Source organism: Mesorhizobium sp. WSM4871 (genome assembly GCF_055811295.1).
The window spans coordinates 17,529-43,299 of record NZ_JBVVPU010000024.1; the positions used below are offsets into that span (position 1 = coordinate 17,529).

A 25,771-nucleotide genomic window follows, 5' to 3' on the forward strand; every position below is an offset into this window, starting at 1 on the left:
AGTTCGAGAAGGAGGTCATCTGCATATCCGGATGGCACATCGGGCTTCGATATTTCTACGACACCAGGGAAACCACCCACAATCGCAGCTTCGGACCCGCGGCTGACGGCAGCCGGCGTCGAGGTCGCATGCACCTCCTTTCATATGATCGAAGGTCCGGGGAGTAGTCACCGCGGTGAATTTTCTCCAGGGGGGAGTCTTCTCGCCGTAGCTGCGAAGAAGCCAGAAAGTCCCAGGTTTAATTAAAACAGCCGCAGGGAAAATGCAGCTCGTCTTCGAAACTTTGCTGGAACAGTTGTCTTTGGGCGTTGATGAAGTCGACTTCCATAACGCACTGGCCAGCGCCGCCGGCGCCTTCGACATTCCCGCATTCGCCTATCTGTCTCTGGTGTCTGATCGCGTCACCAAACCCAGACTGATATCGAACTATCATTCCGGCTGGACGTCGCACTACTTGCGCCACCAATATGAAAGGATCGACCCGGTCATAGAATGGGCAAGATGCAGCGAATGTCCCTTTCAGTGGGGACCGGGATTCGGCCATGCCGGCATTTCAACGCGACAGCAACAGCTTTTCGATGAGGCTGCCGAATTCGGCATCTGCTGCGGACTGACGATTCCACTTGTCGACCGCCGCGGCGGTGTCGCTGCGATGACCTTCGCGGCAGACAGACTCGATCCGACCTTCCTGCGCACCGCCGAGCAATATGAACAGGCGCTCGAGATTATGGCGACCTGCTTTCACATCTCTGTTCGCCGCAAGCTTTCAGGTGGTCTGGCGGTGGATGGTGTTTCGCTGACACCCCGTGAGTACGAATGCCTGCAATGGACGGCAAAGGGCAAGTCCGCCTGGGAGATCGGCTGCATCTTGGGGATCAAGGAGCGCACAGCCGCTTTCCATCTGGACAATGCCAAGAAGAAGCTCGGCGTTCGTACCAAAAATCAGGCGGTGACGCTGCTGGCCTCCTCACGACCATCAATTCTCTGAGGAACAGAATCCCTCTTTGATCTACCTGTGCAAATGCACAGGCAGTCGCGGCATGAAGGTTCGCCTCCAATGGCAGGGTCATACCTGCGAGGGACCATCATGATTGAGCTTATTGTGCCCGGCTCTTACAGCGCCTTTGCCGACGAACCTCACGAAATGCACCGCTTGCGCTACCGCGTCTTTAAGGAGCGCCTCGATTGGAACGTGAGCACGACCCGCGGCTTCGATATCGATTCATTCGATTCTCTGAAACCGCACTATCTTGTGTTGCGCGATTCCGCCGGTCGCGTCGGGAGCGGCGTACGCCTTCTGCCCTCGACAGGCCCGACGATGTTGCGAGATGTCCTTTCGAGGCTGTTGGAGGAGAGAACGGCACCCGAGGAACCGAGTGTCTGGGAAAGCAGCCGTTTCGCCCTTGATCTTCCACCGTCTGGACCGAAGGGCAGTGGGAGTATTGCTGTTGCCACCTATCAACTCCTCGCTGGCATGATCGAGTTCGGTTTGTCGCGGCGGCTTACCCATACCGGTTACAGATTTGCGCATGGAGCGAATCCTGCGTCGCGCCGGATGGCCGCTGGCCCGGATATGTCCGCCCCAGACAATCGGCACCACGCGCGCCGTTGCCGGCTGTTTGGATGTCTCAGAGGAGAGCCTTGGTGCGGTCCGCCACAATGGCAGTCTTGGCGGTCCCATACTGTGGGCCCCGGTGCTCTGCACGGGCGCCTGACATGGTTATGATAGGTAATGACGCCGACTGGCCGGACTGGCAGGATGAGAAATCCTATCGCTATACGCGGCACCTGACGCGACGCGGCTGGGCCTGGGAATTCCTACGGCGCAATCCGGCCTTCCAGCGTGACTGCAGGCTCTCGCTTGAGCAGGCAGAATTTGCAGAAAGGTGGTTCGAGGTGGAAGTGGTGAGATCGTCGCTCGATCTCACGCAGTGGGGGCTCCTTTTTCGCAGGCTCGTTGAGGCGCGATGCGGCTGTTTTCTGGTGCTTCCGCCAATGCCCGCATGTTCTGCCGCTCATCGCGGAAAAGGCATTGTCGGCCGAAACGCTTTCGTTTGATCTCGCTGCATTGCCATGTCGGGCGGCACTCGTGATCACGGCGGACGGTTCCCAGCATGTCATGCTGCGAAATGCTCACCGGGATTTACAACTGGCTGTGGAGGGCGCGGACGTTTTGCGCCCCGTTCGCCTTTCCGTCGACGCGATCTGGCCCGCCGGTCGGATGAAACATCACCTGAATGCGCTCGAATGCCTCAATGCTCTTCACGCGACCGGGCAACTTCCCGACAAGCTGTTTCCGCCCGAAGCGCGCGCCAGCCGTCTGCGCTTTGTCCTCCAGGCGCTTGACGGCTCGCTGGGCGGGGCATCGCACCGCCAAATCGCACTGGCCCTGTTGGGCCGACAACGCGTCCAGGCCGACTGGACGGATCCGCGCAACCACCTTCGCGATCGCATTCGCCGTGCCGTCCGGCGCGGTCACATGCTCATGGATCGCGGCTATCAGGATTTCCTCGCCTGAAGGTGATTGCAATAGCTCACCTGGAGCCGCTCAGCGCGCGAACAGTTCTTTGTATCCAGTCGTAACCATCCAGTTTGCCCGACCGAGATGGCTGCGAACCGCCATTCGAGCGCGCTCAGGTTCTCGCACCGGATCGATGCCGAGGACGATCTGCGCCATCTCATCCTCGCTGGCATCGTCGGCGGACGCGTCCAGGAGCCTCATATAGAGAGTGAAGTGCTCGTTGTCGTAGGCGGTCAGGCGGTCCGACCATGGGACTTCGTCTTGAACTTTGGGTTTCATCGCGACCTCCTGGGGTTCGGGTTTGTCGTCATCGGATAGGGCAAGACATCTCTCGTTAGGCTAATCATATCGAATAGGAACGATCGTTCCTAGAACGATAGTTCCGGTTCTGGTCCCTTCTTGCCATGGACCTCAAAGAGGTCATGGCGATCAACATGCGTCGTTTGCGCCATGATCAGGACCTGACGCAGGAAGAATTGGCTGCTCGCGCAGAGCTGAGCATGCGCTATGTGGGCTCGATCGAGCGTGCTCGGGTTTCCGCAAGCGTCAGTGTGCTTGGCCAGCTCGCAAAAGCGCTTGACGTTGATCCTTGTGAGTTGATTAGGCCGCAGTAACAAAGGCGATCCGGCCCATCCCGGATTGCCGCAATCGATTTTGATGGCGCGCAGCCGGCCGCCGGTGAACTGAGCCCGCTTTCTTCGACATGGGCCTAGACCATTCGGCTTCGCCCCCTGGCGCAGCTTTGGTGACCTACAGCGCTGACCTTGAGCGATAATCATCGTCAGATTGCATCCGCGAAGTCGCGATCCCTAACAGCAGGTAGTTCGGGCAAAGTCGATGCTCGTGCGAGTTGCTCCTTAAGTTTGTAGAGTATACTCCGTGGTGAAATCCTCAACAAGAGGGTGGCCTCTCGCGTATGGGAATCCGAGAGGTCTTTGCCCGCAATCTGCGTAGGCTTCGCGAGAAAAAGAAGCTGTCGCAGGAGGCGCTGGCACATGAAGCTGGTGTTGATCGAACCTACATCAGCGCTCTTGAGCGCAGTGTATATGCTGCTAGCATCGACATGGTCGAGAAGCTCGCTATGGTGCTGGAGGTTGAGCCGGCAACGCTGCTCGATCCGCGATCTGAATAGACTTAAGCACAGTCTGACGCCGGCATCTCTTCGATCGCCCCGCCAACGCAGGCTGCTGGAATAGATGATAGCGGCGCGCAAGAACAAGGGCTTGAGCCAGGCCAAGGTTGCCGAAGCGCTTCGCCGCCCGCAGTCTTTCGTGGCCAAGTATGAGAGCGGTGAACGTCGCATAGACGTCATTGAGTTCCTCGACGTAGCGGAGGCGCTCGAAATCGACCCTTGCGAGGTTCTCGCACATGTGCGCCGCCTGCGTGACCGATAGCTCGTGCTGTGCTTGGCTGGAGCGGCCAACGTCATCAAAATCGCATCCCTGGATTTCCTGCCCCTCGCGGCAGATGGTTTGGGCACATCGATGACAAATGTGGATTACATATTATAGTTGATAAACTCAAGGCCCGTGATCCGCTGACCATCCGCGCATGGATATGCGCAAGTTGGTCGGACGAAATGCACGCAGGATCAGGGAGAAGGCCGGCTTGACGCAGGAGCAGCTTGCCGAGATCTCCGGCTTCAGCCAGCAGTACATCAGCGGGCTGGAGAAGGGTAAAAGGAACCCCACCATCGTCACGCTTTATGAACTGGCACAAGCCCTCCGTGTCAGTCATATCGATCTGGTGCGACCTGACTGACTGGCCGCGGACATTGCGACCGCAGATGATGCTGCGCACACTCGGATAGGCGAAGAGGCACGACGTGGTGCCAGTCGCGCCGCCAGCTTTGAGTGATCGCCGGGTATCGCCGGCCCAGTCGCCGGCCTCGAAGTCCTCCAGACCCTGCATGCCGGCCTGGCGTCCGCGCCCGGGCAGATGGGCTGAGCGTCGGCACGACGGCTTCGCGACCTTCCGTGACACGAAATCAAGCAAATGGCGGGTCAGATGCACGAAGCAGCTTAGCACTGTCGCCTGGGGAGGTGGCGCCGATCGCCTCCCTCTTGCCCAAGCAGTTCGCCAGCTTGGCTTCTCCCAGCACCTCGCCAATCTCATTGCGTTCTCGTTTGGGCGTTGCAACAGATCCTTCAAGGAAATTCACGGAAACTTTGCGACCGCAAATCGCTATCAATGGTACGCTCACCACAACTTTCGAGTTCAGTGGCTGCAGAAATCTGGTGTCGTTTTGTGTTCCGCCGCCGAACAGCATTTGCGAAGAGCGCGAAATGACAAAGTCAGCAGGACAAGGGTTCGGTTCTTCTATTTGGCGTCGTGCCGACCAATGAAGATACTTGTCGATCGCCTGATGACAGCAGCGCATCCTGATCGCCTTCGGATCCTGGGCCTTTGCGCACATGCCGACCTCACTGTCCGCGAACTGGCGGAGATTCTCGATCTTCGTCGGGAGCGCGTTGCGCGACACGTCCAGATGCTGGCCAGGGCTGACATTCTTTGCCGCAATCGACAAGGTCCTTGGTGCTCATATCATCTCAATGCAGGAGGCAAGGACGGAGGGTTGGTTCAATTCCTGGTCGATCTCCTGCCCCACGACGATGGGTATCATAAGCGCGACCTGGAGCGGCTCGAGGCGGCACAAGACGCGTGGTCGAAGGGGACTGCTGCTTGATCGTGGAATAGATTAAGCCAATGGAGCGCGACTACCATGGACAACTCCGCTGACGCAGCCATCGCAGAGCCCGGCACATACGGACGGTCTTCCTTGATCCACGTCGATTGCCGCGTTCACGAACTGCTTCTAAGACAGGAGCGGCAGGAGCGGACAACGCTCAAACTCATCCCATCCGAGAACTTTGCCTCTTCGGCCGTACTGGAAGCGACCGGCTCTATATTCACGAACAAGTATGCCGAAGGGTACCCGGGTGCGCGCTACTACGCGGGAAACGAGATCGTCGATGAGCTTGAGACCCTCGCGATCGAGCGACTGAAAGCGCTCTTTGGCAGTGAGCACGCCAACGTCCAGCCTTATTCGGGCTCGCCAGCCAACCAGGCCATCCATCGAGCACTGTTGAGTCCGGGAGACAAAGTGATGGGCTTGCCTTTACCCGAAGGCGGCCATCTGACTCATGGTTGGTCCGTCAACTTTTCCGGCACTGATTATCAACGCGTGCCCTATGGGCTGCACGAAAAGACGCAGCAAATTGACTATGACCGCGTGCGCGAGACGGCCAGGCGGGAACGGCCGAAACTGATTTGGGTCGGCGGAACTGCCTACCCGCGTGTCTTTGACTACGCGGCAATGGCAGAAATCGCTGCGGAGGCTAACTCCTATCTCGTGGCCGACATTGCGCACATCAGCGGCCTGATTGTCGCTGGCGCGCATCCGAATCCCATGGCCCATTGCGACGTCGTCACCAGCACGTCTCACAAGTCGATCCGCGGCCCCCGTGGAGGCTTTATTTTGTCGAAGAATGAAGATCGCTATCAGGCGCTCTATCATCCCACGAGCAAACACAATCTCGCCAGACGGATTGATCGCGCGGTGTTTCCTCAACTGCAAGGCGGGCCCCATGTGAATACCATCGCCGCGCTAGCTGTCGCTTTGCAGGAGGCCGCGAACCCATCTTTCCGCAGCTACGGTCAGCAGATCGTCAAAAATGCCAAGGCTCTGGCCGAGGCGCTTCTGGACCGTGGTTATGACCTGGTCACCGGCGGGACTGACAATCACATGCTGATCCTTGATCTGCGGGACCGGCCGCTATCAGGCAAAGCCTATGCCGAGCGCCTGGCCAAGGCAGGCATCATTACGAACTTCAACATGGTGCCGGGCGACCCGCGCGATCCAGCGGTTACAAGCGGGGTCCGGCTAGGGTCGCCGGCAGTGACGTCCATGGGCATGCGTGAGGGGGAAATGGTGCAGATCGCCGCCTTCATCGACTCGGTCTGCCGCCAGCCCGACGACCAGGAAGTTCATGCGAGCGTACGAAGAGAAGTTGCCGACTTCTGCACTGCGTTCGACGTCCCCGGCATCCCCGACCGGTAAGCCACCCCAATCCAGAAACTCCCCACCTGACTCCGACACTTGAAGCGAGGGCATTCCATGACCAGGCAGTTCGTGTTCTCTTCCGAATCAGTCGGCGCGGGACACCCCGACAAGATGGCCGATAACATCTCCGATGCCATCCTCGATGCGGTCCTCCGCACCGATCCGAAGGCGCGCGTCGCCTGTGAAACGTTGGTGAAAACAGGGATGGTCGTTCTGGCTGGCGAGATCACCAGCCACGCTGAGATCGATTACAGCCAAGTTGCCCGCGATACGATACTCGATATTGGCTACGACGACGATGCCATCGGCTTTGATGGTCGACGTTGCGCCGTCGTTCTCGCTCTCACCGAGCAGTCGCCCGACATAAGCCAGGGCGTTGACGAAGGACGAGGGCAGGATATCGAGCAGGGGGCGGGGGATCAGGGCCTCATGTTTGGATTCGCATGCAACGAGACGGATACATTGATGCCCTTGCCGATCCAACTCGCTCACAATCTGACGAAAAGACAGGCAGAGATCCGGAGAACGGGACAGCTTGGCTGGCTGCGTCCGGATGTGAAATCTCAAGTATCCGTACGCTACGAGGGTCTCCGCCCGGTGGCGCTGGATACCATAGTCCTGTCAACGCAGCATGACGAGGCGGTCTCCCAAGATACAGTCCGCGAAGGCGTCATTGAGGAGATCATAAAACCGGTCCTGCCGCCCCACCTGGATACTTCGGGGATCAGATTTCTGGTCAACCCAACAGGGCGGTTCGTGGTCGGTGGGCCTGCCGGCGACTGCGGCCTCACTGGACGCAAGATCATCGTCGATACCTACGGTGGAATGGGGCGTCACGGCGGCGGCGCCTTTTCGGGGAAGGACCCATCTAAGGTTGACCGCTCGGCGGCCTACGCCGCCCGGTATGTCGCGAAGAATATCGTTGCCAGCGGGCTTGCGGAGGTCTGCGAGGTTCAACTTGCCTACGCGATCGGCGTGGCCAGTCCGGTTTCTGTCATGGTCAACACATTCGGAAGCGCAAGGATTGAGGAAAAAAGGATCGAGCGCCTTATTCTCGAGCTTTTCGATCTCCGACCGAAAGGCATCATCAAGATGCTTGATCTCTTACGCCCGATATACCGCAAGACCGCGACATACGGACACTTCGGCCGTGAAGAGCCTGAGTTCACCTGGGAGAAGACGGACAGAGCCGACGACTTGCTGCGTGAAGCAGGACCGGCAGCTGCGTGAGGGCCGCTGGATCAAGCGCATGCGGCAACCCATTTCAACTCGCTAGACCCGCGCCTGGCCGGCATAGCAGAAAGCCGGTGGGTAGTTGGCGGAGACATTGATGCCGGATTATGACGTGCTTTGCATCGGCAATGCCATTGTCGACATCATAGCCCAGTGCGACGAGGAATTCCTCGAGACCAACGGCATCATCAAGGGCGCGATGAACCTCATCGACACCCGGCGCGCCGAATTGCTCTACAGCCGCATGGGCCCGGCGATCGAAGCGTCCGGCGGCAGCGCCGGCAACACGGCGGCCGGCGTCGCCAGCTTCGGCGGCCGCGCCGCCTTCTTCGGCAAGGTTTCGAACGATGCGCTCGGCGAAATCTACGCCCATGACATCCATGCGCAGGGCGTCGCCTTCGACACAAAGCCGCTGGCGGGCCTGCCGCCGACGGCGCGCTCGATGATCTTCGTCACCCCCGACGGCGAGCGCTCGATGAACACCTATCTCGGCGCCTGCGTCGAGCTCGGACCGGAGGATGTCGAGGCCGACAAGGCTTCTGGCGCCAAGGTCACCTATTTCGAGGGCTATCTGTGGGATCCGCCGCGCGCCAAGGAGGCGATCCGGCAGACGGCGAAGCTGGCGCATGCAGCAGGCCGCGAGGTGTCCATGACACTCTCGGATTCGTTCTGCGTCGACCGCTACCGCGACGAGTTCCTCGAGCTGATGCGCTCGGGCACCGTCGATATCGTCTTTGCCAACAGCCACGAGATCAAGTCGCTCTACCAGACATCGTCCTTCGACGAGGCGCTGGCGCAGATCCGCGAGGATTGCCGGATCGCCGCCGTCACCCGCTCGGAAAAAGGCTCGGTCATCGTGCGCGGCGACGAGACCGTGGTCATCCAGGCGACCGCGATCAAGGAACTGGTCGACACGACAGGCGCCGGCGACCTCTATGCCGCCGGTTTCCTGCATGGCTACACGCAAGGCCGCGACCTCAAGACCTGTGGCGACCTTGGCTCACTGGCCGCCGGCCTGGTGATCCAGCAGATCGGCCCGCGCCCGCGCCAGAACCTGCGCCGCGAGGCCGAGCTGGCGGGGTTGATCTAGCCTGACGATCCAACGACGAGCTGCCGGTCTCCTCTCCTGCAGGCTGTGGGGGAAAGTGCGTGTAAATCGAAATGTCGGATGCGCATCCGCGTGAGGCGGCAGCCCGGGGCATGTCACGAATCGAACGGTTGACGGCGGTGCCGCCCTTCAGCGCGACCCTTTTGCCCTGCGATATAGGGAACGCGTTCGGATCAGCTGCTCGGCCTGCGGCATATATTGCTCACCGCCATCATCGACCTCGTGTGGCAACAGGTCGGCCGGGATCGTGATGCGATAGAGCGGGTGAAGCGGCCGACTGGTGAATTGACATCAATGCATCGCCCGATTGAGATTACCTGCCAGGAGCGCAGTGCGTTGTTCAAGCCAGTCGGACGATCATGGGCAAATATAAGGACCATTGTGAGCCACGCCGGCATCGCCATGACGATGGCGCGGTTTCTTTTTCCGAACGGCCTTCCGAGCCAAGCTACTTTCAGCGTTCGTCGATCGTAACCGCGGACCCTGTCGACGCCGAAGTGATCTGGTTCAACACCAGCAAGGGTTTTGGCTTTGTCAAATTGCCGGAGGACATCGAGGCCTATCTGCACATCCGGGTGCTGGAGGCGGCCGGAAGCCCCAGTGTTTCGGAGGGAACGCGTCTGAAGGTCACAACGGAAGAAAGTCCAAGAGGTCGTCAGGTCGCGCAAGTGCTGGAGGTCGGCGGTCAGACCGCGAAATCTGAGCTGCTTACACGTTGCACTGGAGAATCCACCGCCGGAACCAGCGCCCAGTTGGAGAGCGAGGGCACGGTCAAGTGGTACAATCCCCAAAAGGGCTTCGGCTTCATTGCTCCTGAAAACGGTGAGAAGGACATCTTCGTTCATGCCACCGCGCTGACCCGCTCAGGACTCAGCATGCTGATGGAGGGTCAGAAGGTGTTTGTCCAATGCGGACAGGGCAAGAAAGGCCCGGAAGTTCGGAGCATTCGCCTCGCTTAGAGCCAAATGCGTTGGCCTACCGAAATCGTCCCTCAGACAAAGAAAAAGCCCGCTACCGGGAGGAGGTGGCAGCGGGCTCGATTTAGAATGAGACGCGGGAGGAGGTGCGCCCCATTCAGCGTCGGCACCACATCTGGGAGGAGTAGACGGCCGACACCCTGATCATACCGATCGCCGCGGATATTGCAACGCACAAATTTTATCTCGCGACTGCGAAATGATGCCGGATCCCCTTAGCCGATCCTGAAAAAACTGCGGTCAGGCTGCGGCTTTCTTGCCGGCACGCTTGGCAGGTGCCGGCGTTTCCGGTTCCTTCGGCTTGCGGCCCAGACCCATGGTCTTGGCCAATGCCGAGCGCGCCGCAGCGTAATTCGGCGCCACCATGGGATAGTCCGCCGGCAGCCCCCATTTCGCGCGATATTCGTCGGGTGTAAGGCCATAGTGGGTAGCCAGGTGACGCTTGAGCGACTTGAACTTCTTACCGTCCTCTAGGCTGACAATATAATCGGGTGTAACCGATTTTCTGATCGGTACGGCAGGCTTGAGAGCTTCCGGCTTTTCTGGTGCGGCATTACCAGCAGTGCCTTTCAATGCGATGTGGATCTGGCTGATAAGCCCAGGCAGTTCACCGACGGGAACCGGATTGTTCGAAACATAGGCTGAGACGACATGGGCGGTGAGTTCGATGAGGTTGTCAGCTTTGCTCTCGGTTTCGTCGGTCATGAAAACGCTCCTGCGGGCTTAGACTAGGCGGTGAAGAATCACTTCATAGCTTAATAGTGACGACCGCCTTTGATAGCAACCAAGCCATTGCATGATGTGGTGGCGGATCGCTGCACGCCCTGTCGCCGTCACGGATCTTCCTCTTGAACCGTCATCGCCCTGACAACACATTGTGTCAGGGTCGCCTCGCGTCGATGCGGCGCCTCTTCAAACAAATTGGCTATTTGGAAGGTTGGAGGAACTAATGAACGCTGAGGCTTTCAGCAGCCCGCTTTTCGTGAGGCGCGCAACGCACATCATCCAAGAGATTGCCGGCCTTGCGGATGCAATCGATTTTCTCAATGAATGGCCGGAAGATCGCAGGGACCTGATCCACGAAGCCGCCCTGAGGGCATGCTACGATGCACAGGAATTTGTTGAGAGACAGTCATGCCATACCCCGATGGTTGGGGCGGGGGACCAGGAACGCGCGAGCAGGCGGCACGAAGCCGAGCTACCGCGACCACCAGACACCCCGCCCGTGGACATTGTTCGTCGTGGCAGGTCTCCTGGCTCGCGGGTCAAAGCCTGCGCCCGTCTTCCCGAGGCCGTTCGCCTCAGTGACATCAATGGGCTTGGCTCGCCGCTAACAGTTGCGGGGGCAGCGCCGGTATCGCACCGGCTTCCCTCTTAGCTCCGCTACAGCAGTGCCGCGCGGAGAACCATGACATGCGCACAATCACAGCCGCTTCGCTCCTTGTCAATACCATATAACGAGATGTTTATGTGATTATGCGAACTGCTCGCCAGCTGCCCGTAGCCTGGTGCTCAGCACGCCCGCTGAATTGCCGGATCTTGCGAGCGTGCAAGCAGAAGCTTCAGATCCCACCCATGCAGAGGTATTTCATTTCGAGGTAGTCCTCGAGGCCATGGCGAGAACCCTCCCGCCCGATGCCCGACTGCTTCATGCCGCCAAAGGGCGCCGCTTCCGAAGACATACGCCCCGTGTTGATGCCAACCATGCCATATTCCAATGCCTCGGCCACGCGCCAGACACGCTTCAGGTTCGAGGCATAGAAATAGGCAGCGAGGCCGTAGATCGTGTCGTTGGCCTCACGCACAACCTGATCCGCACCTTCGAAGCGAATGATCGGCGCCAGCGGCCCGAAAGTCTCCTCTTGCGCAACCGCCATGATGCTGGAAATTTCGGTAAGCACTGTGGGCTTGAAGAAGGTGCCATCCTTGCCGATGCGTTCGGCCCCGCATCGAATAATCCCACCCTTGGCAACGGCATCTGCGATGTGCGACTCGATCTTGGCCAGAGCATGGATGTCGATGAGCGGTCCGATGTCCACTCCGGCAGCGAAGCCGTCGCCGACCGACAAGTGCCGGACTTTCTCCACGAACTTCTCGACGAACGCATCGTGAACGCTCGATTGGACGTAAAGACGGTTTGCCGAAACGCAAGTCTGGCCGCCGTTGCGGAACTTCGCCTGGATTGCGCCGTCAACCGCGGCGTCAATGTCAGCGTCGTCGAACACAATGAAAGGGGCATTGCCGCCGAGCTCGAGGCTGACCTTCTTGATCTGCTCGGAGCACTGGCGCATGAGCAGCCGGCCAACCTCGGTCGAGCCCGTAAAGCTGATCTTTCGAACCTTGGGATTGGAGCAGAGTTCGCGTCCAACGGCATCACCTTCGGACGCATAGACCAGGTTGATGACGCCGTCGGGAAAGCCGGCCTGCTGCGCGAGGGCAAACATTGCACCTGCCACGAGCGGCGTCTGTTCAGCAGGTTTGAGCACGATCGCGCAGCCGGCCGCAAGGGCCGGCGAGATCTTGCGCGCCACCATCGACGCTGGGAAATTCCATGGCGTAATCGTGCCGACCACACCGATCGGCTGCTTGATGACCAGCATGCGACGGTCTGTCGAGGGTGCGGGAATCGTCTCGCCATAGATGCGATTGGCTTCTTCGGCGTACCATTGCAGATACGCGGCCGCATGCGAAACCTCCGACTTGGCTTCGGCAAACGGCTTGCCCATCTCTGCAGTGAGGATGGCGGCAAGATCACCGGCGTGGTCCATGATCAGCTCATGCCATCGCCACAGAACGTCGCTGCGTTCTCGGGCGGTCAGCCCCGCCCATCCAGGCTGCGCTGCGTAGGCCTTGTCGATCGCAGCGCGCGTCTCCTCCACCCCCATGTCGGGAAGTATTGCCAGCATTTCGCTGCTCGACGGGTTGAGGACCTCGAATGTCCGCGGGCTAACCGGCGTGCCGAGCGCCGGCAGGCGATCGACGGCGCGAAACAGCTCAGGGGATTTCAGGTGGCGGATCATCGGCAGGCACAGGGGCAATACCGGCTTCCTCTCAAACACTGCGGAGTTGTATGTCAGCAGGCCTCGGCTTGTACTCCGCACCTGCGGGCTCCTTATAGGGCCTCGACCATACGGCTGGTAGAGGATTCTGGTTCGCCGCGTCCGATACCGGCAAAAGCCAGCTGCAGCGAAGTCTGGGGCAGGGCGTATGCGACCAACGCTCACGTCCGAGGGTCGGGATGACATCAGGTACCACGGCGAGCGCCTGCTTCTCAGGCAAATCGTGGAACATCTGGTCGGGTCTTCCGCTCGCAATCAGTGGATCCGGGGGTGAATGCGGCACGCTCTAAGCGCTGGAAGGCCGGAAGGTGACCGGCAGGCGCTGCGGGCAGCGAATGACGTAGGACGGCATGTAGACGACGTCTTCCGCAACGATGGTCAGCGCCAGACCCTCCAGCCTCCCGAACAGCGCGGGGAAGGCGCAGCGCAATTCCAGACGCGCCAGCTCAGTGCCCAGCAGGAATGCGGTCCCTCGCCGAACGACAGGTGCGGGTTGTGCCGCCGGGTGACATCGAACCTGTCGGCGCCGGGACCGAAGGCCTTTTCGTCCCGGTTCGCCGCATGGAACGCCATCAGACGGCGTCGCCGCGGCGCACCATGCGTCCGTCGATCTCCACGTCCTTGGGTGGCATAGCGGACCGGCAGATTGGCCGCTGAGCTGCCCCAGCGCAGGATCTCCTCGATCGCCAGTGACCACGGAACCTGGCCGCTGCGCACCAGGTGCAGTTGCTGCGGATGGCTCAGCAATGCGAGCACGCCATTGCCGATGACGCCGGCGGTGGTCACGAAGCCCGCAGAGAGCACCATGAACAGCATGTCGATGAGCTCGGTGTCGGAAACGAGCTCGCCATTGTCACGCGCGACGATCAGGGCCGAAGCCAGATCATCGCCGAGCTGGCCCCGCTTGAGCGCGATCAGGCGACGAAAGAACTCCGGGATGCGCTGCCGCGTCTGTCGCACTTCTTCGGCTGTGGCGGAGGTGTTGGCCAGCTGTAGGTGAGCGCGACGATCTCTTCGCGCTGTTCGTCCGGCAAACCGAACAGTTCGGCGATCACGTTGGTGGGCAGCGGAGCGGCGAACTCGCTCATCAGATCGGCACTGCCGCCGCGCTGCGCCATCTCGGCCAGGAATCGATCGACGCATTGTTCGACCCGTGGCGCCAGCAAGGCGATACGACTGGGCGCGAAGCTGCTGGACAGCAGGCCGCGCAAGCGCCGGTGATCGGCGCCGTGCGCCGTGGTCATGTTGTCCACTTTGCATATCCCGATCAGCAGATGATTCTCGGGAATCTCGCCGTCCTGCAGCGCCCGCCACTGTCGCCAGTCCTTGTTGAAACGCTGGTCGGAAAGCATCTGCCTGAGCGTCTGGTGACGGGCTGCCGCCCAGGTCACCACATCGCCTGGCGGCGACACTCGCGCCATCCCCCTGCCGCAGAACCGCAGAAGAAAGACGATCAAGTTGCGTGGGAGCGGCGGACACACCGATCACGTCGCAATGATCGTTTTCTACGCGCATGCCAACAACCCCTTCAAGACCATCGCGGGTCCACTTCTCGGCACGGAAGATCCGCGCGCGGACTTCGAAGAGTGCCCCTTCAGGGTCCTTTCGAAATTAGAAGCGGTAAGTGACACCTGCGCCTATCAACCAGGGATCGAGATTGGCCTTGCCTGTGAGCTTGGCGCCGGCGACAGTGACGTCGAAGTCGGGCTTGAGGAAAAGCTTCTTCACGTCGAAGTTGACGCCCCAGTGCTCGTCCACCATGTAGTCGAATCCGACCTGCAGCGCGGCGCCGAATGTGTTCTTGACCTTGAGATCATCGGCGCTGCCGGCTTGCTGATGATAGAAGATCGTATAGTTCACGCCGGCGCCGAGATAGGGCTCGAAGGCGCCGAAATCGGTAAAATGATACTGCAATGTCACCGTGGGCGGCAGCAGCCACACCTTGCCGACCTTGCCCAGCCCGCCGATCGCACCCTGGCCACCGATGTTGGCATAGGTGGTGCCGAGTATGAGTTCGGCGGCGATGTTGTCCGTGAAGAAATATGAGATATCGAGTTCCGGCGTCACGGTGTTCGAATACGAAAGACCGGAGCCGGGCACCGCATTGACATAGCCCGAATCCTCGGTGATCACCCCCAACGCCCGCAGGCGGATCTGCCAGGGGCTTGGCGCTTCCGCGACCCAGGCTTCTGCCTGCGGCACGCTCGCGGCTTGCCCAATATCTGCCGCGCCGGCTTGTCCAGCAACGATGAGGACGACAGCCGCTGTCATTGCCCGCGCCACGCCAATTCGCGCTCTCGCCATACTTTTCTCTCCTTGATCTTCAGAAGCGACGCACTGCGCCTTGATTGAATCCTGCTCGCATCAATTGAGATTGACGGAGCGCTCATGCGGGAGAGCCCTCGCATGTGTCGTGCCAAATGAGAAAATCGTTGCAGAACAATGCGGTCACTCCGATAGCGCGGTGTCTCATGTCCGACTTCGTCGAAGAGCCGACAATGAGTGCAGCCGTAGCCGCCCCTGGCAGCCGTTCGTCAACATCGGCCGGCAGTTCGTTGGCACGCTGGCACTCGGCTTCGAGTTTTGGCGTATTCTGCGTTCAGCGCCTTGATCGTCGCCTGCTGCTTCGCCGTCAGGCCGGGGAACGTTCCAGCCAGTTGGCGCAGTCCGTGGGCATGTCCGTAAGGCGTCTCGACCGCGACCGATATGGGCGGGAAATCCTTTGACAGAATGCGCCAGCCGCCATCCGATCGGGCCATGTAGCGGATCGCGTTCAAGACCTCGCGCAAGTCCGTCACCACGCGCCGTCCGGTCTTGGCCGCGCCCGGCAGGAACGGTTGTATCCGCGACCATTCCTCATCCGTCAGATCGGGGGGATAACGCTTGATCTTCTCGATATCGGCCATCCGGCCAGGAGTCGCTCGGGTCCACATCCCAAGCTTGAAACACGATTAATCCCGCCAGTCCGCTGCCCGCCCTGCAGCAGGCCCCTCTTCGGGCGTCAATTAATCCTGCTTCGGTTTGAAATTCGCTACGAGGGCACGATATCGTTGTGATGACCAACCTGGATTGATCATCAAGTGGCCGATACCGCCATAGAATGCGGCGAAAAGGCGCGTGGCCGTTCTGAACCTCCGGGCCGGCCGCCGCGCAATCGTGCGGTGATGAAGCACTCCGATGTCCTTGGCGGGCTCGATTACCTGGCGGCGGACTATCACCGGCAGGATTTCTCCAAGCATGTCCACAACGAGTATCTGATCGGGCTGATCGAGCGAGGCGTCCATGATGTCTGGTGCCGAGGCGAGGTTTGGCACGCCGGTAGCGGCACCGTCGCGACCTTCGCGCCCGGCGAACCGCATTTCGGGGGTGCTGGTGACGATCTTGGCTGGAGCCAGAAGATCTTCTACATGCCCGAAGGCCTTGTCCGGCAAGTCCTTGAGGGCAGCGGCCAACACGAACCCGGAACGATCGACTTCAAAAGCCCGTTCCAGGAGAATGCCCCTGTTGCGTACGGCCTCAGCGCGCTTTGGCGCCTGCTTGAACATGAGCACAGCTCGGCACTGGAGATCGAGGAGCATCTGATCCGTTTCCTGCCCCACGTCTTCGCACAAGTCGGCAGGTCGCGCGTTGCTGAGCCAAAATTCGTGCCACCGAGGTTCCGCGACGTATGTGACTTCATCCATGCCCACTTTGACGAAGTTCTGCAGCTCGCCGCCTTGGCCGCCCTCGCCGGATGCTCCAAGGCGACGTTGATCGATGGCTTCAAGGCGCATTTCGGGTTGCCCCCCACCCGCTACCTGATCCAGGTCCGCATCGACGAGGCGCGACGGCTGTTGAGGCGAGGTCAGCACGTCGCCCAGGTCGCCGTGGCGGTCGGGTTCGCAGACCAGAGCCATCTGACCCGACACTTCAAGGCCGTGTTGGGAGTGACGCCGGCACGTTATCTCTCAGCTTGAATATTGTTCAATAAAGCGCGCGGCGAACCGTCTAGCTTGGACGCTCAACGGATGAAACGAGCGTCAAGACCATGAGCGACAGCAAGCAGGCACGCCCCCGCGGCTTCACCAGCGACAACATCGCCGGCGCCTCTCCCGCGGTGATCGCAGCCATCACGGAGTGCGCTTCGGGTCAGGCGCTTCCCTACGGCAACGATGAGCTGACGCACACCGTCGAGCGCCGACTTGCCGAGGTGTTCGAGCATGAGGTCGACGTGTTCCTCGTCTCGACGGGGTCGGCGGCGAACGCGCTGGCGCTCGCGGCGATGACGCCGCCATGGGGCAGCGTCCTTTCGCATGCCGAAGCACACATCAACCGCGACGAGTGCGGCGCGCCGGAATTCTACACCGCCGGTGCGAAGTTGGTGCAGCTCCCGGGCGACGCCGGCAAGATCGACATCGACGCCCTGGCGGCCAACGCGAAGCGCATGCTGGGCGACGTCCACTCGGTCCAGCCCTCCAGCGTCAGCATCACGCAGGCGACCGAGGTGGGATCGGTCTACGGCTCGATGAGATCAAGGCGATCGGCCATATCTGCCGATCGGCGGACCTGCCACTTCACATGGACGGCGCCCGCTTCGCCAATGCCCTCGTCACTCTCGGCTGCTCGCCGGCCGAGATGACGTGGAAGGCCGGCGTCGACCTTGTGTCGTTTGGCGCCACGAAGAACGGAACGTTTGGGGTCGATGCGGTCATCTCATTTCGCAGGGATCTCGCGAGCACGATCGCCTTTCGCCGCAAGCGGGCCGGCCAGTTGAGCTCCAAGATGCGCTTCATGGCGGCGCAGATGGACGGCTATTTGCGAGACGGTGTCTGGCTTCGCAACGCGGCTCATGCCAACGCGATGGCGTCGGCGCTGGCGCAAGGTTTGGCCGCCGTGCCGGGTGTGGAGATCCAGCAGCGTCCCGAGGCCAACATCCTATTCTGCCGACTTCCCACGTCGCTAATCCGGGGGCTGCTCGACATGGGATTCCGCTTCTACCATGACCGCTGGGAGCCCGGGATCGTGAGGTTCGTCACCTCTTTCGCGACGACCGGGGCCGACGTGTCCGACTTGATCGGCGCGGCGACCAGCCTCTGCGCACCGGTCGGCTCGGCTCGTGTTCCGGCTGGCGCCGAATGAGTGTGGCGCCGTCGAGCGCTCTCGCCGCCCGTCACGGACCGTTCAAGGCATTGTCATAGGCCTCTAAGGGATGTCCTCTTTGCTCGACTGCATTGATGATCCGAGCGTTCTGGCCGCACGAGCGCACGAGCATCTCAGGCTGTATCTTCTGTCCCAGCTCAGACCTACAAATTCATCTTACCTCGGCAGGGGGCTTCACCGTGCGGTAACAATGTGACCAGGTTGATTTTCTGTAAGAAGGTCTCCCCTAGGCGCAATTCACCTAAATTCATCCGTGATCCTCAATACTTGTGATATTTATTTTGCATTCTTTTATCATATTTTTTACGAAAAATGCTGTCCATTTAGTCAGACATTACTTAAGAGAGTGAGTCGGACCTGCGCGGGTGGCAGCATCAATCGGAATTTTGACCACTAGCAGGAGAAAATATGCCTTCCATATCTACTCGCCGCGCCAACGCAACGGACGCAGGGACGGTCGTCCGTTTTATTCACGCGCTACTCGATGAACTCACTGGCGGGAAAGCTCCCGCGCCCGACGACGTGAGACAAAGCGCGGAGATAATGCTTGCCGACGCTGGCGTGCTCGTTGTGATCGCAACTGCAGATGGCGAGCCGGTCGGCATCATGGTGCTGAATGAATGCACGGCGATCTATCCAGGAGGTAAGTTCGGCTATATTTCGGAGCTGTATGTTCGACCCGAAAAGCGCTCCAAAGGTATCGCCCCTCATCTGCTAGAGGTCGCCTCGCAGGAAAGCCATGCGCGTGGTTGGAAGCGACTTGAGCTTGCAGCGCCCAGGCAACCAAAATGGAAGCGCACGCTCGATTTCTATCTGCGGAACGGGTTTGAGGAGCTCGGCCCTCGGCTCTGTCGGATGATCTAGACTCAGAGTTTGCTATGGGCTGCTCACAGCAACCTGTCGCACAATGTGAGGGAATGCGAGCGGACCATCCTAATGCTACAGCCGAATGGTCGATAGTTGATTATTTTCGCAGGTCAGGGCACCTCCGTGCCTTTGGCATCAGCGTTTTGGCTTGGACTTCCTCACGTTCTGCGACGAAGCGGCCTTGTGACGCCTCCTGGCGATCGACCTCCGTTTCGGCTTCGAGCCTACGCTTTAGCACAGCGGCGCTCTCGGTGACCAAGCGCCGCTCTTCGATCTGCAGAACCTGGATCAATCATCCAGCTGGGCGAGCTGCCGGGCCCGTTCGGCTGCGGCCTGTCCCAGACAGCGATCCGGCGATTCGAGCGTTTGCTGAACGGCTTCAGGGCGTGCCATAAGGGTCTCGGCAATAAGCGCCACCGCGTCCTTGGTCTCGCTCTTCACCATGTACAGACGGTTGCAGTCCTGCTCGGTGGAACGAGAGACCAGCGGAGCCGTCATCGCCAGCAGAGTCTTGAACCTGCCGAACTAAGTTCGCTCGGTCGGATGACATGCGCACAATCACCGGCACTTCGCTTCTTGTTAATTGCCATATAACGAGATGTTTATGTGGTGATGCGAATAATGCCCTTGCGCTGATCAGTCTCTTTCGACCAAACCCGCTTACGGAGCGGTCCCTCGCATCAGTGCAGGCTCGGAGAAGTCCTTGTCCCCATCGGCCACGCCGGATCAGATCGAGGTCGCCGGGCTCAAAGGGTAAAGTGGGGCCAGTCGTCACGGTCCGCCGGCATCACGGTATTTACCCCGCTCGCTTCGCTCTGCGTGAGACCGCCGAGCCACGGAAGGCACGATTGCCGACGAGAGCTGGCAGTACCCATGTCCGGAGTCGAAAGACTCCCTGAGAGGAAAGACAGACCCACATATTTCGCATCGGCCGCGCTCGTTTCGTAATGCCGGATTGTTCCTCTGCCATCGGATTTGTGTGGCCGCCCTGACAGCAGTTTTTTCGTCGGACCGCATGGCTGCGAGGCGAAGCGGGGAAAACCAGGTTTCCAACGAAGGCAGCGATCCTTACGGGCATCTGTCGGATCCGCCGTTTTCAAAGGCACGGCAGGTACGTCCTCGAGGGCTCGCTGATCGACTCGACCGTTTGGCCGCTGATGGGCCGCTATCTGCAGCGCGTTCAGGCCTCCCGACAAGGCAAAATACCGCTACCGCATCCCACAGCTCTCGACAGTTCGTCCGCTTCAAAGAGCGCAACGATCGACTGAGCGGCTGGAATGCGGGGCATTGCTTTCCGGCAGCCTCGGGCCGCAAGCGGCCGCCTTTGTGCTGTCATCGGGCACTTGAAATACCCGTCTGTTGGTAATCAGGCTGCCCTGAAGCCGACGGGAGAAATGCGTTGGTGTTTCTTCTTATAGATGCAGTAAGTGAGCAAATCATAAGTATTTGAGAAGCTGTGCAACCAGAATATATGCGGTTCGCCGTTCGCGTCATAAAAGATGCTTTCGCCTTCGCCCACCGGACCCCGCTTGCGGTTCGTTGCGTGATCGCAGATGGCGGAATAGGCAACTTCGGTGGTGATGCCGGGAAAGTGCTCAGCAAGCGCTTTCGATCTCGGGAAATAGGCCACATTGTCATTGCCCGCCTTCTCGCAGATATCCCTGTGATAGGGATGCCGGCTGACAACGCCGAAGGCAGGAAATTCCGGATCGCGTTCGCAAACCATTTGCCAAAGCGTTGTCGTAAGGGTGTTCCCGTAGCGCTTGCGAAGCTGCTCGATGCTCTTCCATTCAAATGAGCAGTCGAGCGCTTCGGGACGAAATCTTCCCCCGAGAAACAACAGACGGCGCCCGCCATAATTGGCTTCCGCCTCCATTGCCTGATGGAATGTCGGATTCAGCGTCGACTCATTGTCGCCCAGAAGCAGGGAGCGATGCCAAGGCAGAAGGTCATGCGTAATCTCATGTGCGATGAGGAAGCGTCGCTTCAGCTCGGCCACATCATCATCGATGAAGATCCGCTTGTCGCCTTCCTTCAGCATAAGGATACCACGAAGGCCATATTGCTGGACGACATCGACCATGCGCTTGGCCGTACTGGTGATCTCGTTGCCAGCGATTCGCGCCCGGTGGGCGATCTCATCCAGTAGGCTCAAGTTCGCTTTGCTGTAATAGGTAAGGTCAAGCTTTTGCAGCGCGCGTACCTGCTCGAGCCGTAACGGGGGCTCTGGATTGCCGAGATCACGGAGCAAACGTGATATGTGCTCATGGATATCTTGGCGCTCAAAGTCCCCAATTATCGGCTCAATCGCGGACATGGTCATCCATTCTTCTTATCGATTGACGCCAGTACCTTGACGAAATCGTTGAGGTCGCGCCTTTCAGCCTGGCTTAGCTTCGATAGGTCGTCCGAACTCGCGGCAAAACGATGCGCCGCTTCGGTGAGATTGTCGTTCTGCGCAGACGACGCCGCGGTCAGCTGTTCTACAGCACGTGCTGAAACCCCAATGAACTCGGCCAGCTGATGAACGGTACGCGGGCCTGGAACATAGCAGGGATCCTTTTCCACCTTCTCCAATTCCGCCGCATCAACACGAATTTTGGCAGCCAACTGCGCAATGCTCAATCCGTCCTTGCGTCGAAGCTGATGCACCAATTTAAACAGCACAACAGATTTCTGTTCGGGGGCAGCCGAAGGCTGCCCCGCGGTTGCTTGATGACGAGACTTCTCCTGCATAAGACGCTCAAGCGGAGCTGCATCGCGCAGCGGGAGTCCCGCGTCGCAATCGACATCTGGATCATGTTCGATATGGCTGCGTAGCCAATCGGCAGTGAAATGTAATTTCATGGTCGACTCCTCTTGTTAGTGTTGCACGGATAGGAAAGTCGCAGCATCCCTGCTGGAAAGCTCGAAGTATCTCAGCCCTTTATGCACCCCTTCGCTATCCGCTCCAAGATCCGTCATTCCGATCGCATCCCGGTAGAAAACTTCTGCGCCAGGAAGGGAATGCAGACCGATCCGGCCACCAAACTCTTCTTCCAGGCTCAAGCTGACGGCTGTGCCAACGAGCGCACGCCCCGCACCCTTGTAAGTCGGCTCAGCAACCAGCTTTGGTCGATTCCATGGCGCCGTCGCCAGAAACTCCACGTAGATCAGCGGCATTCGCTGATGCTCGGGATGGCGACTGAAGCAGTCTTGGCCACCTTTGCGCGTCATCATGATGGCCTGTGTGCTGCCACCACATTCGAGCACGAAGAAATCGAACAGGAACGGGTCGTTCAGCGCAGCCAGCGCCTTCTTGCCCCATTCCCAATGGGCGTCTTCGGCATTGACCTCCGCTAAAGTCTGAAGAGAGGCCTTGGCTTCCCTGCGACGCAACTCAAAAAGCGGTCGCCAGCGTCCTTCGATATGCGCGAGATTGGTGCTGTCCAGGCCATGATACAGATCTGCATCTTCGAACCGGCCTGTTGCGCGATTTAAGAGAAAGACGCGATCGATCAGCTCTTTCATAGAACCATCAGCTCTACTTTTTCTGATTTATCGGCGCTTTCGACAAACACCTTTTCGCCACGCGCCAGTCGATCGTCGACTGATTTGTAGAGCCGCAGCGCCTGGCGAACGAGCGCGGTTTTGGACAACCCTTTTTCTTCACACATGGCTTCAAGGACGCTCATTTCCGCGTCCGACAGGTTAAGCGTCATTGTACGCTTCATAGGCGCCTCCCTAACCGGCATCGTTTACGTAGCTATAAACTCCATAATTGTCAATCAAAAAAAGATTACAAAATAGCCATTAATTAGCTAGACATTGGCTAAAAATTGCATATATGTTTTGTGCAGAATGAGAAACAAGGAGGCTTGGATGCCTGACGCAGCGAACTTTACATATAAGCTGAACGGCCGCGTGGTGGCTACCGATGACGCCATCGTTTCAGGTCGCGCGGTCCGCAACAGCGGTGGGCTTGATCCAGCCAGCGACTATATTCTCATCCAGATAGCCGACAGGACATCGCGTTCGATCGGCCTTGAGGAAGCGATCGACCTGCGACAGATGCCCCAGCCTGAGTTCCTTTCATTCAAAGGCGACAGGACCTTCTCTTTCACCGTCAACGAGCGTGGCTGGGAGTGGGGGGCGGCGACAATCTCCGCGTTCGACATCTACCGCTACGCCAGCATCGCCGAGGAACTCGAGCTGATCCTGGACAGCGCCGGCGATACGGTCATTCCCGCCGATGGCGCGGTGGTTCTTGGCGGACATGGCGTCGAGCGCATCCGCAGCCGCGAGGCGAAAACGGTGGTCATCAAGATCAACGGTCGATCGCGCACGATACCCCGGAGAAAGCACAGCTATCGCGAGATTGCACTGCTCGCATACCCCGACGCCGATTTTGAGAAGTTCAAGTACACGATCACCTACCTGAAAGGTGTCCACGGCGCGGAAGGTGATCTGGTCGAGGGCGAGAAGATCGAAGTCAAGAACGGGATGGTCTTCAATGTCCGCCGATCTGATAAGTCGTGATCCGCATCTGAAGCGGCTGCTGGACGAGGGGTTTGAGCTCGAGATGCGCGAGCTCGTCCTTCTCGTTCACAGCGTGCCCTACGTGAAGCGCGACATGTCGCTTGGCCGCGGCACGCTTGTCTGCATTCTGTCGCTGGATAGCGAAGGCCTGACCTCGACTCCACAAACCGGCCACACCATGTGGTTCACCGGAGAGACGCCTTGCCATCGCGATGGTACGCCGATGACCAATATCATCCACAACAGCAACGAGGCGACCGTCGGATCCGACATCAAGGTCCACCATTACTTCTCGTCGAAGCCAGAAGGGACTGGCCGGTATGCCAACATTTACGACAAGGTCGTCACCTACGAATCTCACCTCGGCGCCGCTGCGCGGTCGCACGACAAGACCGCGAACGCGCGCACAGGCGTCACGTTAGCCAGCGCAGAGGACGATAGCCCCTTCGCGATCCCCGATTCTGCGTCAGCCCGCTATGGAATCGTCATCGCCAACCGCAAGCTCAAGGGCCGCATTGCTATCATCGGCCTTGGCGGCACAGGTGCCTATCTGCTCGATCTCGCCGCCAAGACCCGCGTTGCCGAGATCCACATCTACGACGACGATCAACTTCTCAACCACAATCTTTTCCGTTCGCCCGGTGCTCCCGAACTGGCGCTGGCGAAGAATTTTCCCCGCAAGGTAGATTATTACGCAGCGCTTTACGCGCGTATGCACAAGGGCGTGAAGCCGCACGCCACTAGGGTCAAGGCTGACAACATTGATGAATTTGCAGGTTATGACTTCGTCTTTGTCTGTGTTGACAAGGGATCGTCGCGGCGCGTCATTGCCGAAGGGTTGGTTCGCCTGGGCATTCCGTTCGTCGACACTGGCATTGGTCTTGGGCTCGACGACAACACGCTCGACGGCTGCGCACGGGCGACTTTCATTGCCCCCGGCACGCCCTGGGCGGAAGTGGCGACCCATCTGTCGTTCGGTGACGACGATGAAGAGGCCGATGTGTACGGAACCGAAATCCAGATCGCCGAGCTCAATTCGTTGAACGCGATCATGGCGATCATGCGCTGGAAGCGCTGGCTGACCTTCTATCGTGATGAACGCAACGAAAAGAACGCGACGTACATGATCGAGGGCAACAATATCACGAACCGGGGGGCATGATGGCTCGGGTGGATTGTCTTGCAACGGTCTTTGTCGAAGACATTCCCGAACAGCTGGAAGACGGGGTCCTTTACGTGTCGCGCCAATGCCACGTTGCCCTCCATAATTGCGCCTGTGGGTGTGGTGAGGAGGTTTCAACACCGCTCGTTGCAACCGAATATGACTTTGTCATGGAGGACGAGGGCGCCTCGATCTGGCCGTCGATCGGCAACCACGACTTCCCTTGTGGCTCACACTACATCATCAAACGTGGCCGAATCCATTGGGCGGGCAAGATGTCTCGCGAGCAGATCGAAGCCGGCCGCGCCTATGACCGCCTTCTCAAGCGCGGCGCCCAGCCGAAGGGGCTCGGGGCCATCCTCGCATGGTTCAAGCGCCTGTGGATCAAGTTCATCGGCTAATCAGTGTGCAGCCGGCGGCATCGCGTTTGCAGGCACAGATCAGGTGACGACGCCTTCGGGAAAGCCTGCCTCTCCCGCGAGCGCAACCATTGCGCCTGCAAAAAGCGGCGTCTGTTCGGCGGGTTTCAATATCTCGGTGCAGCCCGCCGCCAGTGCCGGCGAGATCTTGCGCGCGACCATTGAAGCCGGGAAAATTCTGCAGCGTGATCGTGCCAATAACGCCGATCGGCTGCTTCTCTGCCGTGTCGGCGGCGCCAACCGCGGAGTTTCGCTTGTGGGGAGAGAGAGATAGACAGGCCTACCTCTTGGAATCGTGGGGTCGTGGCCCCATTTTGGGGAAACCGATGCAGGGGTGCCCATACCTTCCATCTGCGAAATCCCGGGTTTTCCTCGACATTTTGACCTGAAGGGCCATATTGTGATTGTCGCAAAGACGGACTTCTAGCGACAGCTCGCCGGGCAACCGGTTCACACCCAAGTGTGGAATATCCAAGAAGCGTCCGATTTAAAAGGCGCACCGCCATCCTGGCGGCCGCCGGCTACGACGTCTCGCTGCTTCTTAACTGGTTCAGGCAGCTTCTGGCTGCTCATCGCAGCGCTCAAGCGGCTGACAAAACCTGTCGCAGCCTGATCCGCTTTCATTGTGCACGGACGACCAGTTCATCGTTGAAATAATCGCGCAGCCGGGCGACGGCCGCGCTCATGGCCGGCTGACTTAGGTTG

General features: G+C 59.4%; 29 protein-coding genes, 4 pseudogenes and 1 riboswitch. Of the genes and pseudogenes, 19 read left to right on the plus strand and 14 right to left on the minus strand.

Going from position 1 to position 25,771, the window contains the following annotated elements:
* Window positions 1–262: 262 nt before the first annotated feature.
* From AC0L2H_RS30735 to AC0L2H_RS30750, 4 genes and pseudogenes are all read left to right on the plus strand, one after another.
* Window positions 263–988, plus strand: coding sequence for a LuxR family transcriptional regulator (locus AC0L2H_RS30735; protein WP_019863470.1), 726 nt, complete (start codon window positions 263–265; stop codon window positions 986–988).
* Between the two features lie 99 nt (window positions 989–1,087).
* A pseudogene (locus tag AC0L2H_RS30740) lies at window positions 1,088–1,715 on the plus strand (acyl-homoserine-lactone synthase).
* A 7-nt stretch (window positions 1,716–1,722) separates the two neighbouring features.
* A complete protein-coding gene (locus AC0L2H_RS30745) occupies window positions 1,723–2,058 on the plus strand; it encodes a transcriptional regulator domain-containing protein (RefSeq protein ID WP_223217951.1) in 336 nt (111 codons plus the stop codon).
* Window positions 2,033–2,518 (plus strand): DUF2285 domain-containing protein, encoded by a 486-nt coding sequence (locus tag AC0L2H_RS30750; protein WP_245306407.1) that lies wholly within the window; start codon window positions 2,033–2,035, stop codon window positions 2,516–2,518. The genes AC0L2H_RS30745 and AC0L2H_RS30750 overlap by 26 nt, the downstream gene beginning before the upstream one ends.
* A gap of 30 nt (window positions 2,519–2,548) precedes the next feature.
* Here the strand turns inward: AC0L2H_RS30750 and AC0L2H_RS30755 are convergent, their stop codons facing one another.
* Window positions 2,549–2,800, minus strand: coding sequence for a DNA -binding domain-containing protein (locus tag AC0L2H_RS30755; protein WP_019863472.1), 252 nt, complete (start codon window positions 2,798–2,800; stop codon window positions 2,549–2,551).
* Between the two features lie 125 nt (window positions 2,801–2,925).
* Here AC0L2H_RS30755 and AC0L2H_RS30760 point away from each other — a divergent pair, with 125 nt between their 5' ends.
* From AC0L2H_RS30760 to AC0L2H_RS30775, 4 genes are all read left to right on the plus strand, one after another.
* Complete coding sequence (locus AC0L2H_RS30760; protein ID WP_010913773.1) at window positions 2,926–3,135, plus strand: helix-turn-helix domain-containing protein; 210 nt, start codon at window positions 2,926–2,928, stop codon at window positions 3,133–3,135.
* A 302-nt stretch (window positions 3,136–3,437) separates the two neighbouring features.
* Complete coding sequence (locus tag AC0L2H_RS30765; RefSeq protein ID WP_019863473.1) at window positions 3,438–3,653, plus strand: helix-turn-helix domain-containing protein; 216 nt, start codon at window positions 3,438–3,440, stop codon at window positions 3,651–3,653.
* A gap of 64 nt (window positions 3,654–3,717) precedes the next feature.
* Window positions 3,718–3,915 carry a helix-turn-helix domain-containing protein gene (locus tag AC0L2H_RS30770; protein WP_019863474.1) on the plus strand — a complete coding sequence of 66 codons (198 nt, stop codon included), beginning with the start codon at window positions 3,718–3,720 and terminating at the stop codon, window positions 3,913–3,915.
* 157 nt (window positions 3,916–4,072) lie between these two features.
* A complete protein-coding gene (locus tag AC0L2H_RS30775; RefSeq protein ID WP_019863475.1) occupies window positions 4,073–4,282 on the plus strand; it encodes a helix-turn-helix transcriptional regulator in 210 nt (69 codons plus the stop codon).
* A 226-nt stretch (window positions 4,283–4,508) separates the two neighbouring features.
* Here the strand turns inward: AC0L2H_RS30775 and AC0L2H_RS30780 are convergent, their stop codons facing one another.
* Window positions 4,509–5,048, minus strand: a complete 540-nt coding sequence (locus tag AC0L2H_RS30780) for a hypothetical protein (RefSeq protein ID WP_019863476.1) — start codon at window positions 5,046–5,048, stop codon at window positions 4,509–4,511.
* 195 nt (window positions 5,049–5,243) lie between these two features.
* Here AC0L2H_RS30780 and AC0L2H_RS30785 point away from each other — a divergent pair, with 195 nt between their 5' ends.
* The 4 genes from AC0L2H_RS30785 to AC0L2H_RS30800 all read left to right on the plus strand — a co-directional run bounded on the left by AC0L2H_RS30785 (window position 5,244) and on the right by AC0L2H_RS30800 (window position 9,884).
* Window positions 5,244–6,581, plus strand: coding sequence for a serine hydroxymethyltransferase (locus AC0L2H_RS30785; RefSeq protein WP_019863478.1), 1,338 nt, complete (start codon window positions 5,244–5,246; stop codon window positions 6,579–6,581).
* Window positions 6,582–6,638: 57 nt separating this feature from the next.
* Entirely contained in the window at window positions 6,639–7,814 is a 1,176-nt protein-coding gene (metK, locus tag AC0L2H_RS30790) for a methionine adenosyltransferase (protein WP_019863479.1), read from the plus strand.
* Window positions 7,815–7,914: 100 nt separating this feature from the next.
* The gene (locus tag AC0L2H_RS30795; RefSeq protein WP_027047806.1) at window positions 7,915–8,907 is read left to right on the plus strand and encodes an adenosine kinase; all 993 of its coding nucleotides are present in this window, start codon (window positions 7,915–7,917) and stop codon (window positions 8,905–8,907) included.
* A 377-nt stretch (window positions 8,908–9,284) separates the two neighbouring features.
* Window positions 9,285–9,884, plus strand: coding sequence for a cold-shock protein (locus tag AC0L2H_RS30800; RefSeq protein ID WP_080643883.1), 600 nt, complete (start codon window positions 9,285–9,287; stop codon window positions 9,882–9,884).
* A 258-nt stretch (window positions 9,885–10,142) separates the two neighbouring features.
* On the opposite strand, the gene AC0L2H_RS30805 is transcribed toward AC0L2H_RS30800, so the two are convergent.
* The gene (locus AC0L2H_RS30805; protein WP_019863481.1) at window positions 10,143–10,607 is read right to left on the minus strand and encodes a Ros/MucR family transcriptional regulator; all 465 of its coding nucleotides are present in this window, start codon (window positions 10,605–10,607) and stop codon (window positions 10,143–10,145) included.
* A gap of 244 nt (window positions 10,608–10,851) precedes the next feature.
* Between AC0L2H_RS30805 and AC0L2H_RS30810 the strand changes: the two are divergent.
* Window positions 10,852–11,001 (plus strand): annotated as a pseudogene (locus AC0L2H_RS30810) (DUF982 domain-containing protein); the annotation flags it as partial.
* Window positions 11,002–11,128: 127 nt separating this feature from the next.
* A riboswitch (cobalamin riboswitch) is annotated at window positions 11,129–11,328 on the minus strand.
* Between the two features lie 136 nt (window positions 11,329–11,464).
* On the opposite strand, the gene AC0L2H_RS30815 reads toward AC0L2H_RS30810, so the two are convergent.
* The 5 genes from AC0L2H_RS30815 to AC0L2H_RS30835 all read right to left on the minus strand — a co-directional run bounded on the left by AC0L2H_RS30815 (window position 11,465) and on the right by AC0L2H_RS30835 (window position 15,867).
* Window positions 11,465–12,922, minus strand: coding sequence for an NAD-dependent succinate-semialdehyde dehydrogenase (locus tag AC0L2H_RS30815; protein WP_019863486.1), 1,458 nt, complete (start codon window positions 12,920–12,922; stop codon window positions 11,465–11,467).
* A 417-nt stretch (window positions 12,923–13,339) separates the two neighbouring features.
* Entirely contained in the window at window positions 13,340–13,921 is a 582-nt protein-coding gene (locus tag AC0L2H_RS30820) for a cytochrome P450 family protein (protein WP_223217795.1), read from the minus strand.
* Window positions 13,876–14,313, minus strand: a complete 438-nt coding sequence (locus AC0L2H_RS30825) for a hypothetical protein (protein ID WP_473593504.1) — start codon at window positions 14,311–14,313, stop codon at window positions 13,876–13,878. The genes AC0L2H_RS30820 and AC0L2H_RS30825 overlap by 46 nt, the downstream gene beginning before the upstream one ends.
* 259 nt (window positions 14,314–14,572) lie before the next feature.
* Window positions 14,573–15,265: an OmpW/AlkL family protein gene (locus AC0L2H_RS30830; protein WP_019863487.1), complete on the minus strand. Its 693-nt coding sequence runs from the start codon at window positions 15,263–15,265 to the stop codon at window positions 14,573–14,575.
* A 230-nt stretch (window positions 15,266–15,495) separates the two neighbouring features.
* The gene (locus tag AC0L2H_RS30835; protein ID WP_019863488.1) at window positions 15,496–15,867 is read right to left on the minus strand and encodes a transposase; all 372 of its coding nucleotides are present in this window, start codon (window positions 15,865–15,867) and stop codon (window positions 15,496–15,498) included.
* A 174-nt stretch (window positions 15,868–16,041) separates the two neighbouring features.
* Between AC0L2H_RS30835 and AC0L2H_RS30840 the strand changes: the two genes are divergently transcribed.
* The 3 genes and pseudogenes from AC0L2H_RS30840 to AC0L2H_RS30850 all read left to right on the plus strand — a co-directional run bounded on the left by AC0L2H_RS30840 (window position 16,042) and on the right by AC0L2H_RS30850 (window position 18,964).
* Complete coding sequence (locus tag AC0L2H_RS30840) at window positions 16,042–16,917, plus strand: AraC family transcriptional regulator (protein ID WP_019863489.1); 876 nt, start codon at window positions 16,042–16,044, stop codon at window positions 16,915–16,917.
* A 71-nt stretch (window positions 16,918–16,988) separates the two neighbouring features.
* Window positions 16,989–18,079: pseudogene (locus tag AC0L2H_RS30845) on the plus strand (threonine aldolase family protein).
* Between the two features lie 429 nt (window positions 18,080–18,508).
* Window positions 18,509–18,964 carry a GNAT family N-acetyltransferase gene (locus tag AC0L2H_RS30850; protein ID WP_019863490.1) on the plus strand — a complete coding sequence of 152 codons (456 nt, stop codon included), beginning with the start codon at window positions 18,509–18,511 and terminating at the stop codon, window positions 18,962–18,964.
* A 291-nt stretch (window positions 18,965–19,255) separates the two neighbouring features.
* Here AC0L2H_RS30850 and AC0L2H_RS30855 read toward each other — a convergent pair whose 3' ends face one another.
* From AC0L2H_RS30855 to AC0L2H_RS30875, 5 genes are all read right to left on the minus strand, one after another.
* On the minus strand, window positions 19,256–19,465 hold the full coding sequence (locus AC0L2H_RS30855) for a hypothetical protein (RefSeq protein ID WP_019863493.1): 210 nt from the start codon (window positions 19,463–19,465) through the stop codon (window positions 19,256–19,258).
* Window positions 19,466–20,333: 868 nt separating this feature from the next.
* A complete protein-coding gene (locus tag AC0L2H_RS30860) occupies window positions 20,334–21,290 on the minus strand; it encodes an ImmA/IrrE family metallo-endopeptidase (RefSeq protein WP_019863494.1) in 957 nt (318 codons plus the stop codon).
* Window positions 21,287–21,814: a helix-turn-helix domain-containing protein gene (locus AC0L2H_RS30865; RefSeq protein ID WP_032920912.1), complete on the minus strand. Its 528-nt coding sequence runs from the start codon at window positions 21,812–21,814 to the stop codon at window positions 21,287–21,289. The genes AC0L2H_RS30860 and AC0L2H_RS30865 overlap by 4 nt, the downstream gene beginning before the upstream one ends.
* Before the next feature lie 15 nt (window positions 21,815–21,829).
* Window positions 21,830–22,477 carry a hypothetical protein gene (locus AC0L2H_RS30870; protein ID WP_019863497.1) on the minus strand — a complete coding sequence of 216 codons (648 nt, stop codon included), beginning with the start codon at window positions 22,475–22,477 and terminating at the stop codon, window positions 21,830–21,832.
* Window positions 22,474–22,680, minus strand: a complete 207-nt coding sequence (locus AC0L2H_RS30875; RefSeq protein ID WP_032921561.1) for a ribbon-helix-helix protein, CopG family — start codon at window positions 22,678–22,680, stop codon at window positions 22,474–22,476. The genes AC0L2H_RS30870 and AC0L2H_RS30875 overlap by 4 nt, the downstream gene beginning before the upstream one ends.
* A gap of 148 nt (window positions 22,681–22,828) precedes the next feature.
* Between AC0L2H_RS30875 and AC0L2H_RS30880 the strand changes: the two genes are divergently transcribed.
* From AC0L2H_RS30880 to AC0L2H_RS30890, 3 genes are read left to right on the plus strand one after another with little or no spacing between them, the layout of a single operon-like run.
* Window positions 22,829–23,485: a multiubiquitin domain-containing protein gene (locus AC0L2H_RS30880; protein WP_032921563.1), complete on the plus strand. Its 657-nt coding sequence runs from the start codon at window positions 22,829–22,831 to the stop codon at window positions 23,483–23,485.
* Window positions 23,460–24,647 carry a ThiF family adenylyltransferase gene (locus tag AC0L2H_RS30885; protein ID WP_019863500.1) on the plus strand — a complete coding sequence of 396 codons (1,188 nt, stop codon included), beginning with the start codon at window positions 23,460–23,462 and terminating at the stop codon, window positions 24,645–24,647. Before AC0L2H_RS30880 ends, AC0L2H_RS30885 begins: the two co-directional genes overlap by 26 nt.
* Window positions 24,644–25,048, plus strand: coding sequence for a ubiquitination-like system serine protease family protein (locus AC0L2H_RS30890; RefSeq protein ID WP_027047811.1), 405 nt, complete (start codon window positions 24,644–24,646; stop codon window positions 25,046–25,048). The genes AC0L2H_RS30885 and AC0L2H_RS30890 overlap by 4 nt, the downstream gene beginning before the upstream one ends.
* Before the next feature lie 45 nt (window positions 25,049–25,093).
* Here the strand turns inward: AC0L2H_RS30890 and AC0L2H_RS30895 are convergent.
* A pseudogene (locus AC0L2H_RS30895) lies at window positions 25,094–25,283 on the minus strand (aldehyde dehydrogenase family protein); the annotation flags it as partial.
* Window positions 25,284–25,771: the final 488 nt, after the last annotated feature.